A 16,433-nucleotide genomic window follows, 5' to 3' on the forward strand; every position below is an offset into this window, starting at 1 on the left:
ATTTGGGTTAGGGCAGGCTTCGGTGTGGACGACCGGACTTGGGATTCAGCCCTTCAGACCGGTCATGGTGATCCCTTCGACGAAGCGCTTCTGGGCAATCAGAAAGGCTGCGACGAGAGGGGAGGTGATGATCAGGGTCGCCGCCATCAGCGCGCCGTAGTCGTCGCCCGCTTCCGCGGCGCGGAAGTAGAGGAGACCGAGCGGCGGAGTGGCATAGGCCTGGTTCGAGACGACGATCAGCGGCCAGTAGAGGTCGTTCCAATGGGCCACGACCGAGAAGATCGAAAACGCGGTGATTGCCGGCCAGGCATTCGGCACGATGACCCGGGCGATGACGCCGATCTCGCTCATTCCATCGAGGCGCGCAGCGTGGATCAGATCGTCCGGCATGGCGCGGAAGAACTGCAGGAAGAGGAAGATGCCGAAGACGGAGATCGAGAACGGTGCGACCAGAGCCATGTAGCTGTTGAGTGCGCCGACCCTGTCGAAGGCGACATAGAGCGGCAGGGCCGTCGCATGGATCGGTACCAGCAGGCCGAGCATGACGAGCACCATCATGGCCTTTGCCGCGCGGAACTTCAGCTTGGCCATGGCGTAGGCGCAGGGGATGGCGATCACCACCTGGATGACCAGGATCATGAGGCAGACGATCACGCCGTTGAACAGCAGCGTCGGCATGTGCACGCGCGACCAGGCCTTTGCGAAGTTTTCCGCATAGAACCAGTGTTGCGGGATGAGGTTCAGTGATGAGGAGAAGATGTCGCTCTGCGCCTTGCCGGCGGTCGAGATCATGAAGATGTAGGGTGCCAGGAATAACAGCGCGCCGAGGCTGAGTATCGAAAGCCGGACGATGCGGCCGAGGGTGAAAGCGTTCGGGCTCATGAGTAATGCACCTGCTTGTCCTGGACGCGGTACTGGATGAACATCAGCACGACGAGGATGGCTAGGAAGACCACCGTCATGGCCGAGGCGTAGCCGACCCGCAGGTAGACGAAGCCTTCCTGGTAGATAGTGTAGAGCAGCACCTCGGAGGCCTTGTTGGGGCCGCCTTCGGTGAGCGTCTTGACCGTCTCGAAGACCTTTACGGAATTGATGACGCTGATCGTGGTGACGAAAAGCGTGGTTGGGCCGAGCATCGGCCAGGTGACCAGCCGGAACCGGTCCCAGCCGGATTTCGCGCCGTCTATTTCGGCGGCCGAATAAAGCTCGCGTGGAATGGCGGTGAGACCGGCGAGGAATAGCACGAGATTGAAGCCGACCGACTGCCACACCCCGATGATCGACAGGCTGTAGAGCACGGTGTTCGACGCGCCGAGCCAGTTCGGCCCGTTAATGCCGATCGTCGCCAGCATCGTGTTTATCGGGCCGATGGTCGGGTGGAAGAGATATTGCCAGACGGTCGCCATGGCAACGAGCAGCGACGCGACCGGCAGGAAGTACGCGGTGCGAAAGAACGACCGGCCGATGCCTTCCGCCTCGATCAGCATCGCAAGGCCGAGTGCCAGGAAGATCGACATGGGCGCGACGATTGCCGCATAGACGGCCGTGTTCCACAGCGACTTCATGAAGGTGCGGTCGCCGAACAGTTCGACATAGTTGTCGAAGCCGACGAATTCGAAGCTTGGATAGCCGAGTTCGAAATTGGTGAAGCCGAGAAGGATGACCGCCGCGACCGGCAGGATGATGAACAGGAGGACGAGCAGGATCGCCGGCAGCGACAGCAACAGGCCGGCGCGCGCTTCCTGCCTCTCGGCGTCAGAGCGCCGCGCTTTCGCAGCGACCGGCACCGGACCAATCGAGGTTGCAGCCACGTCAGGCATAGGCCACCCCCTTGACCGCGCTCTTGACCAGCGGCGCCGAGGCAAGCCGGGCGCCATCGGCACCGAAGACCATGATGTGCTTGGCCGCTGCCGAGAGGCGAACCGGCGTGCCGGGGCCGAGGCCCGCACCTTCGGCGGGCGTCGCCTTGGCGATCATGGTTTCGCCGATCGCATCGAGCGTGCTGTAGACGATGATTTCGGAGCCCAGGAACTCGACGCGCTCGACATGCGCGGGAAGCCCGGCGTTACCCGAGCGGGAAACTCTCACGAATTCCGAACGGACGCCGAGCGTCACCGACGTACCGGCGGCCAGGCCACGGTTGGCGAGTGCGCAGCGCTCGGTGCCAAGCGCGACGACGCCGTTGGCTTCCACATGCGAGGAAACGAGGTTGATGCGCGGCTGGCCGACGAATTTCGCGACCTCGATATGCTGCGGATCGTCGTAGATCACCTGCGGTGCCGCCAGCTGCAGCAGCGAGCCGCCGATCATCACGGCGACGCGGTCGGCCATCGACAGGGCTTCCGCCTGGTCATGGGTGACATAGAGGGTCGGCACGCCGGCGCGGCGATGCAGCTCGACGATCTCACCGCGGGCATGGACGCGCAGGTTGGCATCGAGATTGGACAGCGGCTCGTCCATGAGGAACACGGCCGGACGGCGCACCATGGCGCGGGCGAGCGCCACGCGCTGGCGCTGGCCGCCGGACATCTGGCCCGGCTTGCGGTCGAGAAGATGGTCGATCTTGAGCGAGGCGGCCATTTCGCGCACATCGCGGTGGATCTCGGCGACAGCCTTGCGCTGGCCCGGGATCAGCGGAGCGACGAAGGGGACCTGCTGCGCGCGCGTCAGCCGGCGCATGACCAGCGGCACGGCGATGTTCTGGGCTGCCGTCAGATGCGGATAGAGCGCGTAGGACTGGAAGACCATCGCAATATTGCGATCGGCGGCCTGCGTCCCGCTGACCTCGCGGCCATTGATGACGATCTCGCCGCTATCGGCGCTGTCGAGACCCGCAAGGATGCGCAGAAGCGTGCTCTTGCCGCAGCCCGACGGGCCGACCAACGCGATGAATTCGCCCGGCTGCACATCGAGACTGACGCCCTTGAGGATATGGTTGCCGCCAAAGGATTTCTGGATGTTGGAAAGGCTGAGGGTGGTCATTCCGCAGCCTCCTCGGCCGTCCGCCGCAGAGACTTGGCAGCCCGGCCGCCCTTTGGCACTGCCTGCGGATAGACTTCGTGGATGACATCGTCGATGTAATGGGCAGTCATGCCCGGAACAGTGACGATATCGCTCGTCACCTCGTCGCCGAACTGGTGGACGACGGCGCCGATCAGGCGCTCGCCCGGCATTTCGCGCTCGAGCGTGTCGATGACGAAAGCGGCCGACGGGCCCCAGACGATCGAGGTGTTCTCGAACTTGCCCTTCCAGGCCCAATGCAGGTGGCCGCTGGCAAACAGCGCCACGTCATGGCCGGCCATCAGGTCGAAGAGACGCTTGCGCTGGGCGGGACGAAAACCCCAGTAGCCGGTATCGCCTTCATCGGGAGCGTCGACGAACAGCGGTTTGTGGGAAAACAGCGCCAGCCGGCGTCCGTTGCGTTCCTCGAATGCGGTCCGCAACCATTCGAACTGCGCTTCTTCCTCTTCGTCCTCGTGGCCGAGAAGAAGCGCATTGAACCCAATGAAACGCCAGCCGTTCGCATCCTCGATGAAGCGATCGCCACCGGTCAGATCGCGCCAACGCTGGAGGCGCTCCGCATTGACCGGCTGATGGAAGCCCGGCAAATGGCCGACATCGTGATTGCCGGGGATGACCAGCATGGGGGTCGAGACCTGGCGCATCAGGTCCATCGAAAAGGTGATGTCCTGGCCATGATCGGCGCCGTCGACGGAAAGGTCACCGGTATGGATGATCAGGTCGGCCTTCTGGTCTTCGATCCAGGTCAGGAGCGGCGCCCAGTTCCCATTGAAATGGGTCTTTTCCGGGCTGAAATGGGTGTCGGTGATCTGGATGACTTTCATGGTCGGCTCTCCGGTATTCAGGCGCGCCGGCACATTCGGCGGCGCTGTTGCGAGCCTCTTAGCGCTTCCTTGTGTCAGCCCCGTAACAGGCGTTTCCAATGGCTTTCATTTCGGTCACAAAAGCGTCACGCGCGCCGCCTTGAATTCCGGCATCTTCAGCGCTCTTGTGTGGAGGCCTTGCGATCGAGAGCCTGCAGTTCATCGCGATAATGCGCGGCCAACCCCGGCGGTGCATCTTCACCATGGCTGTCCAGGAACCGATGCAAGGCATCGCGATATTCCTGTTTGAAAGCCTCGTTGTCCGGGCTGGCGGTAAGCTGGGCGGCAGCGCGGTCCACTGGTACACGTGCTTTCATGACGAGCTGCCGTTTCCCGTAAGGCGATTCATCGCGCATGATCGCAACATTGCGCTCAAAGCCGGGGATGTATTTGACGACGAAGCGCTCTCCCGTCGGCGGGATATTGATCTCGTTGCGGGGCGGATAGAGGCTGGCGGACATTGTGTCGAAGCTGATTTTGATGTCGCGGCCATCGGCGGTCTTCATGACGGCGTCATAGGCCCAGATATTCTGGTTGTTGAGCTGAGAGTTGGTTTCTTCGGCATGCGTGATGACCGCAGTGCCATAGATACCGAACGCGTTGAGAAAAATCGCATTGACCATTGATCCAGTGATTATGTTGAACACGCCAATGAGAAAGCCAACGATGCCAAGCACGAACCATGCGGAGTTCGCCCGCCATCGTGTGATAGCGGCACCGATTGCAAGGCCGCACAATGTCAGCAGCGGCATCGACAGAAGGAAATGTTGGCTGAGGAAATAGAGCAGGGCAGAAAGTGCAATCATCCATCCTGCATAAACGATTATGGCATGTATTGCAGCAGACACTGCGCCATTCATCACGCGGATGAATCAATCGCGGCCAATCGATTCAAAAAAGTCGTTGGATTTCCGGGCTCGTGCCGGCGAAGATTCCGCCATGTCACAACAGCCGCCATTCCAGACCTACATGCAGCGCATCGAGCCGGAGTACAATATGCGCCGCTTCTATCACCTGTCGATCCAGAAAAACCTGTTTGGCGAAGTGTCGTTGATGCGCAACTGGGGACGTATCGGCTCGGCTGGACAGGTGAAGATCCAGACATTTGCTGGCGAAGACGATGCGCAGGCCCGTTTCACCCAGCTGTTCAGGGCCAAATGCAGGCGCGGTTACCGGGCGTTGGATTGACCGATGGCATAGCGGCGGCTGCGCGCCGACTATCGTGTCATGACCCATTGGCCTTCAGGCCGTGACGATCGTCATCTCGCTAGCCACAGGTAGGTTGCCGCCGTCCAGGAAAAGCCAAGCCCGCCACAGCCTTCGCCGGTGATCGGGTCGAAATACTCGGCAAACCCCTCCGTTTCGATGGCATCGAGCGTACTTGACCGCAGGGTCTCTGCCATTTTTGCCTGGGCGTTGCGCTCGAGACCGTCGATCAGCAGCCAGTTAATGATCGCCCAGGACGGACCGCGCCAATAGCGTTTTGCCTCAAAACTTTCCACAAATGGTTTGGTCGTCGGGAAAGCCACTTTCATACCGTCCGACCAAAGCCGCATCTCGGCAGCTAAGGCTTGCGTCAAATCCGTGTCGAGGTCGAGTGCCAGCAGCGGAAGGAAACCCGCCTGGGTCGGCGCCTCGATGTCTTGACCGGAGATCAGATCGCTGGAGACGAAGCGGGACAGGTTTGGCCGCCATTGTGCCAGCAGCGCCCGGCGTGTGCGATAATTAAAGGCCGCAAGTTCCTCTGCAGCTGCGTCGAGGCCGAGCTGGCCGGCCAGATGTTCGAGATCTTCACCGGCCTTGAGAAGGATGGCACTGGTCTGCACTTCCGCCACTTTGAACGATGCCTTTTCCCATTGCTTGGCCGGGTTCCAGCCACAGGCGGCGTAGGTGTCAACCAGATGGATGAAGCGCCGATAATCCTCGTCGCGAGGGCGCATGTCGGCATTGACGTGGCCCGTATCCTTGCGCACCACCGCGGTATTGGTCGTCGTCGGCACGCGGGCAAGCGCGACGTCCCATGCCGGCGAGTTGTCGCTACCGCTTTCCCAAGGATGCAATAGCGCCACGAGGCCCGTGCCATCGGGATCGCGTGCCGCATACCACCAACGATGCCATTTCAGGGCCGCTTCGAATAGCACGATCGTGCGGGCCCGGGCATTGTCGGTGCCAGCCTTTTCCGCCGCTTCGTGAACGGCGCGCAGCGCCATGCCGAATACCGGCGGCTGGGTAATGCCAGATGTCGGGATAGTGTGGTTCGTGCGCCAGACGCCGGGGCCCGGGAAATAGGTGTCACTTGGCTGGTGGAAGATGATATGCGGAATCATACCGTCGGCCCACTGGCCCTCGGCCAGACGCTCCAGTTCGCGATAGGCGCGATCGATATCATAGGTAGCAAAACCCATGGCAACAAAGGCGGAATCCCAGTTCCACTGAAACGGATAGAGCCTGTCGGTCGGCACGGTGTAGCCGCCACGGTCATTCGCTGCGAGGATCCGTTTAGCCTCGTCAAAGTGTTTAGTCACTGTCAAAACTCCAGATGTCTCAGGCTGCTGCCGGATAGGAAATGCCGCTGTCCGGCGACAGCCAGGTCAAACGCTTGGCGTCCAGCGTAAGACCGATCATCTCGCCATTCCGCACAGTTTCCGTGGCAGGCAGAATGACGCGTGCGGACTGACCAAGAATGCTGCCGGTTAGAAGCAGGTGCGAACCCATCGGCTCGGCCACCCGCACCTGCATTTCGAGCCCCTGTCCGTGAGGCGCGCGCTCCACCGTCTCGCCACGTAGGCCGAGCAGGATGGTGTCACCGCTGCCGGCCGGCACCGCGAACCGCTTGGTACCGATCGCCACGTGGCCAGCGGTGACTGGCATGCTGATGAAATTCATCGGTGGGTTGCCGATGAAACTGCCGACAAAGCGCGTGGCCGGATGATTGTAGACCTCGACCGGCGTACCGACCTGCTCGATGCGGCCGTCATGAACGACGGCTATACGGTCGGACAGCCCCATGCCTCCGTCTGGTCGTGTGTGACGTAGATCGTCGTTGTGCCGGCCGCCTGCAGCACTGTCTTCAGTTCGGTGCGCATCTCAAGGCGCAGCAAGGCGTCGAGGTTGGAAAGCGGTTCGTCCATCAAAAGCACGCGGGGCTCCACTGCGAGCGCACGCGCCACGGCGACACGCTGCCGCTGGCCGCCAGACAACTTGTTAGGATAACGACCGAGATTCGGCTCGATATGCAGCAGAGCGGCTGCCTTCTCGACTTGTTTCTTGACACGAACCTCATCGGCTTTCTGCATACGCAATCCGAAGGCGACATTTTCATAGACCGTCATATGGGGGAACACCGCATAGTTCTGAAAAACCATGGCCAGGCCACGGTCTTTTGGCGGCAGGCCGACGATGGAACGGCCATCGACGCTAATATCGCCGGATGTCCCGGTTTCGAGCCCGGCAATGATACGCAGCAGCGTGGTCTTGCCGCAGCCCGACGGTCCCAGCAGCGAGACGAATTCGCCGTCGTTGATTGTCAAGGAGACTTCCTTGAGCGCCTGGAAGGTGCCGAAGTCCTTGCGGATACTGTCGATGACAATGTTGGCCATGAGTTATTCCGTTACTTGGAGGAGATGCCCCAGATCGCGAAGAGGTAGCGCCTGACCGCGAAGATGAAGACAACAGAAGGAAGGATGAGGAGCAGACCACCGGCAAAGCGGTAGTGCATCGGACTTTCCGACAGAACCGTCAGCAGATAGGCGGTGAGCGTGCGGTTACGCACCGTCAGCACCGAGGCTGCAAAAACCTCGTTCCAGGAGATGACGAAGGCGAAGACGGCGGTCGCGACCAGACCGGGAAGCGCCAGCGGTGCAACAATCTTGAAGAAAGCCTGGATGCGGGTGCAGCCAAATACCCAGGCGGCCTCTTCCAGTTCGCGCGGCACGCCAAGGAAAATGCCCTGTGTGACCAGCGCAGCGAACGGCAGCGCCAGGACCGTATGGATGAGACCGACGCCGATGACGGTATCATAGAGCCCGAGACGGATGAATGAAACCGTCAGTGGCAGCGCCAGGATCGCCAGCGGGAAGGCGCGGGTCAGAAGAACCAGAATACGAAAACTGTCCTTGCCGCGAAAATTATAGCGTGCCAGCGCGTAGCCCGCAGGCGCACCGAGCAGAATAGACAGCGCAACGGTGATTCCGGCCGCCCCGAGCGAGTTCAGGAACGACTGGACGACGCCTTCCGTCTTCAGGAAGAGAAAAAACGGCTGCAGTGAAACGCCTGTGGGCAGGATGGACTTTGGCCACTGGTATACGCCGGAGCGTCCGCCCAACGCACCGAGCGCGACCAGGTAGATGGGCACCAGGACCCAGGCGCAGAGAGCCACGATACCGCTCCACAAAAGGAGCCGGCGTGCGGAGATAAAGCTCGTATTGCTCATGGCAGACGCTCCGGATCGACCTTTATGACCTTGAGATAGAACAGGGTGGCGATTAGCGAGATGACCATGATCAGCACCGCATAGGCAGCGGCCACGCTGTAATTCTGGTTCTGGTTCTGCCAATTGTAGGCTTCACCGACGAGGACCGGAAAATTGCGCCCCCCCAGTGCATAAACGACGGCAAACACCTCGAAGGCCAACACCGTGCGCAGGATCAGTGCCGACTGCAGGGCGGGACGGATCAACGGCAGAGTGATGCGGGTGAAGCGCGTCCAGGGACTGGCGCCAAAAATCTCGGCGGCTTCCTTGAATTCCTTTGGCACCTGGTTGAGGCCTGCAACGATGATGATCATGACGATCGCCGTGCCGCGCCAGATTTCGGCGACGGCGATGCCGACGAACAGCGCGACTGGCGTTTGGTAAGTGAGCCAGGCCGTCTGCCGCTCGATAAGGCCCATGCTGAACAGCAAGGTGTTCAGATAACCGGTATTTTGCAGGATCGATAACCACACCATGCCAGCGGCGAGATCGGAAATGCCAAGCGGGATCGTCCAGATCCACAAAATGGTCTCGCGGCCGCCATTGACCTTCGACACCATGGTGCCCATGGCCAGCGCCATGGCGATCACCGGCACGACAACGAGCGTCAGTAGAAAGGTGTTGAGGATCGAGCGGCCAAAATTGATGTCGATCATCATCGTGCGCATGTTGGCGAGGGACGGCATGCCGTTATCGGACACTGCAAGCCAGATCGTCTGGACCAGAGGCGCGATGAAGAGCAGGCCCAGGAAGAAGACGGTGGGCAGGATCAGCAGATAGGGGATCCAGGATCGGTTTTGGGTCATCGACTCTCGCTTTTCAGGAAGCAGACCTGGGAGGAACTAGGATGAGCGGTGCCGGGCGGTACCTGCGCGTCCGCCAACAACATGCTCGGTCATCCCGGGGTGAGGATTGGTCTATTCGACTGGGCAGGCGCCATCGCTTTTGACGTCCGGTGCCCAGCACGGGGCCTTGGCATCGGTCATCAGCTTGGTCATTGTATCTCCCTGTGCCTTCAGGACCGCGTCGATCGGTTCATTTTGCAGGATGATGCGCTGGAAGGCGTCCATATAGACTTTGTTGAACTCGCCGCCCTTGTCTCCAAGACCGACCGGAAGCAGCGAAATCACCGCGTCCGGAGCGCTCTGGGTGGCGGTGACGGCGCCGGCGAGAAGGGCGACACCCGGATCGAGATCCGGCGGCAGTTGCACGTTGAGCGTCGGGAAAAAGCCGACCAGGGACGCGGTCTTCAGCTGCACATCCTGGGTCGCCAGATGTTCGATGATCGCGGTGGCATTGTCCTTGTCTGGCGCACCCTTCGGGATGGCGAGGCCGGCGACGACCGGCATATAGCCGCGTCCTTTCGGACCGGCTGGTGCCGGGAAGACTACATATTGGTCGGGCGATGCGGAAATGGCGTTCTTCAGGCGCGCGACGTGATCCCAGGCGACCATGACTTCACCTGAAGCCAGAGGCTCCTGCATGAAATCATAATTCGTCGAGGTAGGCGCGACTACGGTCCACAACTCCTTCAGCTTGGCCCAGCCGGCTGCAGCATCGGAATTCTTGAACGTGCGTACCACGCCGCCGGTGAACGACGGATAGAAATAGCCCTGGAAATAGCGCGCCATCAAGCCCTTGGGCCCGGCCGGAAAGCCGATCTGTGGGGCGCCGGTGGCTTTCTCCATGTTCTTGCCCCAGGCAATCAATTGGTCGTAGTCAAGCTTATTGATGTCGGCGCCTTCCGGAAGGTATTGCAGCGCATCCTTGTTGGCGGCCATCACATAGGTCGCCTGCATCCAGGGGATGTACTGCTGTTCGGTCTTCCCGAGCTTGCCTAGATCGAGCAGCGACTGCGGCATGCCAGCGCCGGCAAGCTTTTTCGCCAGATCGTCGAGCGGCTCCAGCGTCTGCTTGTCTGCCAGCGGCGACAGTTCGCCATGCAGGGCGCCGACCAGGCTTATAGTATGCTTGCCGGCCTGCTGCTCGGCCTCCATGCGCACAGCAAATTGCGGCGGTTCCTCGACCACATAATCGGCTGGTTTGTCGAGGCCGCTCAGGAGTTCCTCACGAACGGCTGTCGCTTCTTCGATAGGGCGCAACTGGGTCGAGAGGAATACGGTCTGCGCTGTGGCAGGGACCGCCAGACCGATGGCGGTTGAGGCCAGGATTGCTAATGACAAAAGGTGCTTCATTGTTTCATCCTTGGTTTTGTTCATGCCACCGGCGATGAGCGATGGTGGCTGTCGCGATCGACGAACTCGATAGCGTGCAGCTCTTGCAGTGTTTCGGGTGGTTCGCCGGCAATGGTGCGCAGGAGAAGCGATGCAAAACTATGGCCGAGATTGCCGCCGGTCATGCGCATCGTCGACAGTGACGGACTGGTGAATGCGCCGATCGGCAGGTCGTCATGGCCGATGAGGCTGATCAAATCGCCGCCATCGACCTCCCGCAGTGCTCGCAACGCGCCGATCGCCATTTCGTCGGTGGCACAGACCAGCGCTGTCGGGCGGTCGGGCCGATTTAGCAGCTCAAGAGCTGCTTCATAGCCGCCCTGTTCGGTCGGCGCCTGCTCGATGCACAGATCGGTTGGCAGGGCGCAGTCGTTCATCGCCGCCTCCCAGCCCTTCTTGCGCTCATGCGCAAAAAAATAAGCCTGCGGGCCGGCGATATGACCGATGCGACGATGACCTGCATCGTAAAAACGCAATGTTGCCCGACGAAACCCCGATAGGCCGTCACCATCGATAAAGGCGTGCTGGATGGTCGATTCGGTACGGCCGTTGGTGACAAAGGGAATACCGCGCGACTGCAGGAACTCGACACGTTCGTCGTGACGCTTGGTGCGTACCAGCAGCATGGCATCTACTCTTTGGCCGTCGACAAATCGCCGGCACATGTCGAGTTCGCTCTCACCGCTGGGAACTGGTGCGATCACCAAGTTGAGACCGGCGGCGGCGAGATGCTCGGCGCAACCCGAAAGCATTTCGAGAAAATGGGCCGGACCGATATGCCCGGGCTCGCTCGGCAGGGTCACAGCCACCAGTTCGGCCCGTTGCTTGCGCAGCCGGCGGGCCGCAGCATTGGGATGGTAGCCGGCCTGCTTGGCCGCCTGGCGCACGCGTTCGCGGGTTGTGGCAGAGACATCGCCGTAACCATCCAGCGCACGCGAAACCGTGGTGATAGATAGCCCCAGCGATTGGGCAAGTTGCTTGAGATTGGCCATGTCTCCTCCCGAGATGCGAAGAAGATCAACCAAAACGTTTTGGGAGTCAACTCCAAAACGTTTTGGATGGATATTTGTGAGACGAGGCCGAGGAGGTCAGGCGGCTCGATGACTGTGACGAACGCGCCAAAGCTGCGCAGCCTTGTCCAAAAACTGCGCGTAACTTTTGTCGTCTGCACTGGTTGCCGTCATCATCGCCATTGCAGCGGTCGCAATGATCGTATTCTCTGCCTTCTTGTCCATCGTCGTGCCGGACCAGACGCCATACCAGAATTCGAATGAGCTGAAGCTTGAATGCTTGTCGCTCCTGTCTTTGGAAAGCGTTGGAAGCAGCAGGTTCGTTTCGCGGCCGTCAACAAGCCGGTAGATCGTATGCGTGCGATGTGGAACCAGTTCGGCGACATCCCGGCTGCTCGACACGACAGACATCGAGGCTGTACCTAGGATGCCCCCCGCATGGCGGTGCAGTTCACGATATGTGGGCTGCGTAACCCCGAGAAACGATGCGTTCAGGCGTATTGGATTAAGAAGATGAACAAGACTGTTCATCGGCGAGCGTGACTCGAACAGTGGATAGAGCGCCAGAAGTGCTTGTATTTGGGGCGCGAAACCAGCCAGGGGCATGAAACAGATGTTGTGCGTCTTCAATGCGCTTTCTGCAAGAGCATGCGAGGTTGCAATGGGAATATTGACTGCTTCTGCCGCAATCTCGAGTTTGCCGGAAACGTCCCCTGTACCACAATTGCCATGCAGGACGACGGGATAACCAGCTCTGGCGACCAGCAGAGCAGAGAGCATAAACCACGGCGACTGCATGGAATTGGGTGACAGATAAGCTGGCCAATCAAGCGCCGGCATATTTAGTCCCGTATCCACCGAGTACATTCGCCGAGCTGCCCGCGCCATGCCCGCCAGTTCGGTCGCGGTCTCTCCGCGATAGTGGATGAGCCTCAATAGCGCACTGATCTGCATTGGATCGGCGTTGCCAGCGAAGATCGTCGAAAAGGCGTCCTCTGCTTCCGATATTTCCAATGGGCGGGTCTGACCAGATCTCCGTCCAACCACGGCGATATATTTTGCGAGCCTTCGCAAGGGGTCACTCTCGTCCTGGATACTGGCGAATTGTCGAGCAAGCTGTTCGGGCGTCGGGTGATTTTCAAGCGCAACGACTTTGCGGATACCAAGCGGTGGCGCTGCTACAATGCTACTGCGTTTCCATCCTTGATGGGCTGCGAAGTCCGACGTGGGTGATTCCGCGAACTCCGCGCTTAGAAGCGTTTCAGCTTCGTTGGCCAGGCGCCGCAACCGCCCGCGCAGTGCTTCAGCTTTCGGCGTCGCGACCATATTGCGCCCGGAACGGACGAGAACGGGATCATTGAACTTCTCGCGAATCTGGCCGAGCAACCGGCTCATTGCGGCAATACTCAATCCCATCTGCTTCGCAGCGCCGCCGACACTGCCTTCCACAAGCAGTGCGTCAAAAGCAATCAGGAGACGCAATTGCCCCAAGCGAAGGTTCTCATTTTCTCCGCCTTCCGGCTGCTGTTGCGGTTTCACCTGCTTGCTCGACACAGCGCTGTAGCCCGTCCATTTGCGATTTCTGAAATTTGGAATGTTTATAAAACATGGCCGTTGACGGCACCTTATTGCCATACATAAGGAGAGTAAACAACTCAACTTTAAGCGGTGGACAAATGAGCAGCCTGTGTCGGGGATCAGAAGGCAATAGTACGAATGGTCGCCGGGCCATTAAATCGTTCATTTATAGAACGATACTCGCAGGAACCTCCCTTTCGTCGGTGCTATATCTGAGCCAGGCAAGCGCCCTTGCGCAAGCTGTCGAAACCGCTGCTGAACAGACAACCTCGACGGCTGCAGATACGGGATCGACATCCGGCGATACAATCATGCTCAAACAGATTGTAATAACCGCAACGGGTTTCGAGCAGACCATCAATGACGCTCCTGCGAGCATCACCGTGGTTCCGGGAGAAGAGCTGAAAAAGGGCGTGTATCGGGACCTGACCGATGCCTTGAAGGATGTTCAGGGCGTCGCGGTCACCGGCTCTGCAGCTGAAAAAGACGTTTTCATTCGCGGCCTTCCCGGCTCCTATACCCTGTTTCTCGTCGACGGCAAGCGCCAGAGCACCCGCGATGCACGCACCAACGGCAACTCCGGCTTCGAACAGAGCTTCATGCCGCCAGCTAACGCTATCGAGCGGATCGAAGTCATCCGCGGCCCAATGTCCTCGCTCTACGGATCCGATGCCATGGGCGGCGTCATCAATGTCATTACCAAAAAGGTATCAGATCGATGGAGCGGTTCGCTCACAGTCGACGGTACAGTCCAGGAACATTCGAAGTTCGGAAATTCGCTGCAGGGCTCCTACTACCTGACCGGTCCGCTGGTTCCAGATCTTATTGGCGCTCAGATCTGGGGGCGTGGTTTGAAGCGCGAGGAAGATAACATCGTCAGTGGTACGCCTGAGCAAGAAGACGTCGACGTAACCGGCCGCATCACTATCACGCCCAACGAGGATCATGATATTCGATTGGAGCTCGGCAAGACCCGCCTGCGCCGCGAAACCACTGTCGGCAACACAGCTGCGTCCGGCGCGGATTCCTACAATTATAACGACCGCGACCATTGGTCGATCAGCCATACGGGTCGCTGGGGGCCCACAACATCCGAATTCTCGTTCCAGCAGGAACGAGCCGAGCGAACCAACTTCAATTGGGACAACGGGACCAGAAGCTACATCGAAAACCTTCGTTCGCCGCAGATCCGCAATTCGGTACTGGACGGCAAGTTCACGACGCCTTTCGAGCTCTTCGGAGATCATACCCTCGTTACAGGCGGACAGTTCATGCAGTCAGTCCTGACCGACCAGAACCCCGGACGGCGGACTGGCCTGGATGAAGAATTCAGCGTCGATCAATGGGCCCTCTTTGCCGAGGATGAGTGGTGGATCACTCAAGATTTTTCCCTCACAGGCGGACTGCGACTGGATCACCATGATATCTATGGATCACATTTCAGCCCGCGCGGTTATGCTGTCTGGCACGCAAACGAGCAATTGACGTTCAAGGGTGGTATCTCCACCGGCTTCCGGGCTCCGGAGATTCGCACCATCGCACCGGGCTATGCCTATGCTACTGGCGGCGCCGGTTGCTCCTATGGTCCAAATGGCACTTGCGGTGTCATCATCGGCGATCCAGACCTCCAGCCGGAAAAGAGCACGAGCTACGAGGCCAGCATCCTTTGGGACAACCAATCCGGTCTTCGACTTGGTGCAACTTATTTCTATACCGACTTCAAGGACAAGATCAGCAATGCACTGGTGATGGACGCCGACGGCAATCCGGTGCGCTGGAGCGAAGACCGCAACTACCGTCTCTGGTATAGCTTCAACATCGATGAAGCCGTCATGCAGGGTGTGGAACTGACCTTCAATTGGGAAGCGACCGACACGATCAGCCTGCGCGGTAACTATACTTATACCGATTCCGAACAGCAGACCGGTGAATATATGGGTTTGCCATTGGCGCGAACCCCGAAGCATATGGCCAGCTTGCGTGCCGACTGGACGACGCCGGTGGACGGCCTCAGCGTATGGGCCGCAGGTAATTATCACGGCGAGGAAACCAATGCAGGGGCGCGGATCGGGACTGCTGGCGAGCCTGTTTACCGAAACGGCAAGGTTGTTGCACGGAAGTACAAGCCATACGCAACTTTCGACCTCGGCGGATCATATGATTTCAGCGAAAACGTTACTCTGAACGCGGCCGTCTACAATGTCTTTGACAAGAGGGTTGGCGTAGATGATTTCAACACCGTGGTTGATGGCCGTCGGTTTTGGGTCAGCATGACATCGCAGTTCTAGATCTGGAGTTGCACGGTGCCAGCAGCTGTCGGCTGGTATCCTGCATGGATTCGCTCATGAGCCCTCTGAAGAATATCAAAAAAAAGGCCTGCGTCATCGTGGCGAGCATACTTGCTGCTTCTGCCGCGCGGGCAGCGGAGCCCGTCATTGCTTCCTTCGATATGGAAGCCAATGGCATTACCTATCGCATATTTACTGCTGCGCCTACTGAAAGGGCGCCTGACGGTGGATATCCGGTTATCTACATGACCGATGGCAACCGCATGCTGCCGATCGCAGCAAAGCATATGGCGGAAAACACCGACTTGAAGGCCGTAATCGTCGCAATCGGCTACCCTTCCAGCGATCGGAAAGAGATCGTTCGGCTACGATATTTCGATCTCACTCCGCCAACGCCGGATGAACTGATTCCCGTACAGACCGGTGTGCCGAAAACCGGCGGACGCGATGAATTCTTTCATTTCATCGAGACACAGGTGAAGCCGGAAATCGAGAAACGCTTCGAGATTGATAAAGGCAGGCAGGGTCTGTTCGGACACTCGCTGGGCGGGCTTTTTACACTTTATGTGCTGTTCAATCACACGAGTTCATTCCAGAGCTATAGCGCTGCTGATCCATCGATATGGTGGAACGATCGTTCAATCCTGCAAGACAAGGATCGTTTCATCGAGCGGTTTAAGCAATCGCCACTACCCGTCCGCCTTCTTGTCGAAACATCAGGCAAGCGCAGCACACGCCCCGGTCAGACAACGCAGGACGAAGAACGCTTGAAGAAATTGCGTGGCGGGCCTTCGGGCTCCGATATCCTGCAGGAGCTGTCCGGGCTGCTCCGAATGGAAACGGCCGCTCATCGCTTTGACGATGAAAGCCACGGCTCGATGATTCCGCTGACAGTACGCGATACGATGAATTTCATGCTGCTTGGACAAAAGCCCGGCGGTGAAAAGAACTGAACCGGAGCGCACAGA

The 16,433-nt window shown here is 59.3% G+C and carries 14 protein-coding genes and 1 pseudogene; 3 read left to right on the forward strand and 12 right to left on the reverse strand.

Translation table 11 applies throughout. The annotated features are described in order from the left end of the window. Positions 1-45: 45 nt before the first annotated feature. The 5 genes from OSJ75_RS08335 to OSJ75_RS08355 form a co-directional block, all read right to left on the reverse strand. Complete coding sequence (locus OSJ75_RS08335; RefSeq protein WP_267227543.1) at positions 46-882, reverse strand: carbohydrate ABC transporter permease; 837 nt, start codon at positions 880-882, stop codon at positions 46-48. Next, positions 879-1,820, reverse strand: a complete 942-nt coding sequence (locus OSJ75_RS08340; protein WP_267227544.1) for a carbohydrate ABC transporter permease — start codon at positions 1,818-1,820, stop codon at positions 879-881. Before OSJ75_RS08340 ends, OSJ75_RS08335 begins: the two co-directional genes overlap by 4 nt. Further along, positions 1,813-2,982, reverse strand: coding sequence for an ABC transporter ATP-binding protein (locus OSJ75_RS08345; protein WP_267227546.1), 1,170 nt, complete (start codon positions 2,980-2,982; stop codon positions 1,813-1,815). Before OSJ75_RS08345 ends, OSJ75_RS08340 begins: the two co-directional genes overlap by 8 nt. Further along, on the reverse strand, positions 2,979-3,845 hold the full coding sequence (locus tag OSJ75_RS08350) for a metallophosphoesterase family protein (protein ID WP_267227547.1): 867 nt from the start codon (positions 3,843-3,845) through the stop codon (positions 2,979-2,981). Before OSJ75_RS08350 ends, OSJ75_RS08345 begins: the two co-directional genes overlap by 4 nt. 155 nt (positions 3,846-4,000) lie before the next feature. Beyond that, on the reverse strand, positions 4,001-4,732 hold the full coding sequence (locus OSJ75_RS08355) for a hypothetical protein (RefSeq protein ID WP_267227548.1): 732 nt from the start codon (positions 4,730-4,732) through the stop codon (positions 4,001-4,003). Positions 4,733-4,823: 91 nt separating this feature from the next. Here OSJ75_RS08355 and OSJ75_RS08360 point away from each other — a divergent pair, with 91 nt between their 5' ends. Then, positions 4,824-5,072, forward strand: coding sequence for a WGR domain-containing protein (locus OSJ75_RS08360; protein WP_267227549.1), 249 nt, complete (start codon positions 4,824-4,826; stop codon positions 5,070-5,072). 71 nt (positions 5,073-5,143) lie between these two features. Here the strand turns inward: OSJ75_RS08360 and OSJ75_RS08365 are convergent, their stop codons facing one another. The 7 genes and pseudogenes from OSJ75_RS08365 to OSJ75_RS08395 all read right to left on the reverse strand — a co-directional run bounded on the left by OSJ75_RS08365 (position 5,144) and on the right by OSJ75_RS08395 (position 13,138). Then, on the reverse strand, positions 5,144-6,409 hold the full coding sequence (locus OSJ75_RS08365; protein WP_267227550.1) for an MGH1-like glycoside hydrolase domain-containing protein: 1,266 nt from the start codon (positions 6,407-6,409) through the stop codon (positions 5,144-5,146). A 19-nt stretch (positions 6,410-6,428) separates the two neighbouring features. After that, positions 6,429-7,483, reverse strand: a pseudogene (locus OSJ75_RS08370) (ABC transporter ATP-binding protein). A gap of 11 nt (positions 7,484-7,494) precedes the next feature. Continuing rightward, entirely contained in the window at positions 7,495-8,316 is an 822-nt protein-coding gene (locus OSJ75_RS08375) for a carbohydrate ABC transporter permease (RefSeq protein WP_250015979.1), read from the reverse strand. Then, complete coding sequence (locus tag OSJ75_RS08380; RefSeq protein ID WP_267227551.1) at positions 8,313-9,161, reverse strand: carbohydrate ABC transporter permease; 849 nt, start codon at positions 9,159-9,161, stop codon at positions 8,313-8,315. The genes OSJ75_RS08375 and OSJ75_RS08380 overlap by 4 nt, the downstream gene beginning before the upstream one ends. Before the next feature lie 111 nt (positions 9,162-9,272). Further along, positions 9,273-10,550 (reverse strand): ABC transporter substrate-binding protein, encoded by a 1,278-nt coding sequence (locus tag OSJ75_RS08385; RefSeq protein WP_267227552.1) that lies wholly within the window; start codon positions 10,548-10,550, stop codon positions 9,273-9,275. A 20-nt stretch (positions 10,551-10,570) separates the two neighbouring features. Continuing rightward, complete coding sequence (locus OSJ75_RS08390; protein ID WP_267227553.1) at positions 10,571-11,581, reverse strand: LacI family DNA-binding transcriptional regulator; 1,011 nt, start codon at positions 11,579-11,581, stop codon at positions 10,571-10,573. Between the two features lie 96 nt (positions 11,582-11,677). Next, positions 11,678-13,138 (reverse strand): glycosyl transferase family protein, encoded by a 1,461-nt coding sequence (locus OSJ75_RS08395; RefSeq protein ID WP_267227554.1) that lies wholly within the window; start codon positions 13,136-13,138, stop codon positions 11,678-11,680. A gap of 350 nt (positions 13,139-13,488) precedes the next feature. Here OSJ75_RS08395 and OSJ75_RS08400 point away from each other — a divergent pair, with 350 nt between their 5' ends. Together OSJ75_RS08400 and OSJ75_RS08405 are read left to right on the forward strand one after the other, a co-directional pair. Further along, on the forward strand, positions 13,489-15,465 hold the full coding sequence (locus tag OSJ75_RS08400) for a TonB-dependent receptor domain-containing protein (protein WP_267227555.1): 1,977 nt from the start codon (positions 13,489-13,491) through the stop codon (positions 15,463-15,465). Between the two features lie 56 nt (positions 15,466-15,521). Then, positions 15,522-16,418: an alpha/beta hydrolase gene (locus tag OSJ75_RS08405; protein WP_267227556.1), complete on the forward strand. Its 897-nt coding sequence runs from the start codon at positions 15,522-15,524 to the stop codon at positions 16,416-16,418. The last annotated feature ends 15 nt before the right edge of the window (positions 16,419-16,433 follow it).

The sequence above is a fragment of the Phyllobacterium sp. 0TCS1.6A genome (genome assembly GCF_026420825.1).
Taxonomy (GTDB): domain Bacteria; phylum Pseudomonadota; class Alphaproteobacteria; order Rhizobiales; family Rhizobiaceae; genus Phyllobacterium.

Bases quoted from the DNA above. Each gene is read 5' to 3' on its own strand.
- OSJ75_RS08345 (WP_267227546.1), bottom strand. From the start codon at position 2,982: ATGACCACCCTCAGCCTTTCCAACATCCAGAAATCCTTTGGCGGCAAC.
- OSJ75_RS08350 (WP_267227547.1), bottom strand. From the start codon at position 3,845: ATGAAAGTCATCCAGATCACCGACACCCATTTCAGCCCGGAAAAGACC.
- OSJ75_RS08375 (WP_250015979.1), bottom strand. From the start codon at position 8,316: ATGAGCAATACGAGCTTTATCTCCGCACGCCGGCTCCTTTTGTGGAGC.
- OSJ75_RS08360 (WP_267227549.1), top strand. From the start codon at position 4,824: ATGTCACAACAGCCGCCATTCCAGACCTACATGCAGCGCATCGAGCCG.
- OSJ75_RS08390 (WP_267227553.1), bottom strand. From the start codon at position 11,581: ATGGCCAATCTCAAGCAACTTGCCCAATCGCTGGGGCTATCTATCACC.
- OSJ75_RS08380 (WP_267227551.1), bottom strand. From the start codon at position 9,161: ATGACCCAAAACCGATCCTGGATCCCCTATCTGCTGATCCTGCCCACC.
- OSJ75_RS08340 (WP_267227544.1), bottom strand. From the start codon at position 1,820: ATGCCTGACGTGGCTGCAACCTCGATTGGTCCGGTGCCGGTCGCTGCG.
- OSJ75_RS08385 (WP_267227552.1), bottom strand. From the start codon at position 10,550: ATGAAGCACCTTTTGTCATTAGCAATCCTGGCCTCAACCGCCATCGGT.
- OSJ75_RS08405 (WP_267227556.1), top strand. From the start codon at position 15,522: ATGAGCCCTCTGAAGAATATCAAAAAAAAGGCCTGCGTCATCGTGGCG.
- OSJ75_RS08335 (WP_267227543.1), bottom strand. From the start codon at position 882: ATGAGCCCGAACGCTTTCACCCTCGGCCGCATCGTCCGGCTTTCGATA.
- OSJ75_RS08400 (WP_267227555.1), top strand. From the start codon at position 13,489: ATGCTCAAACAGATTGTAATAACCGCAACGGGTTTCGAGCAGACCATC.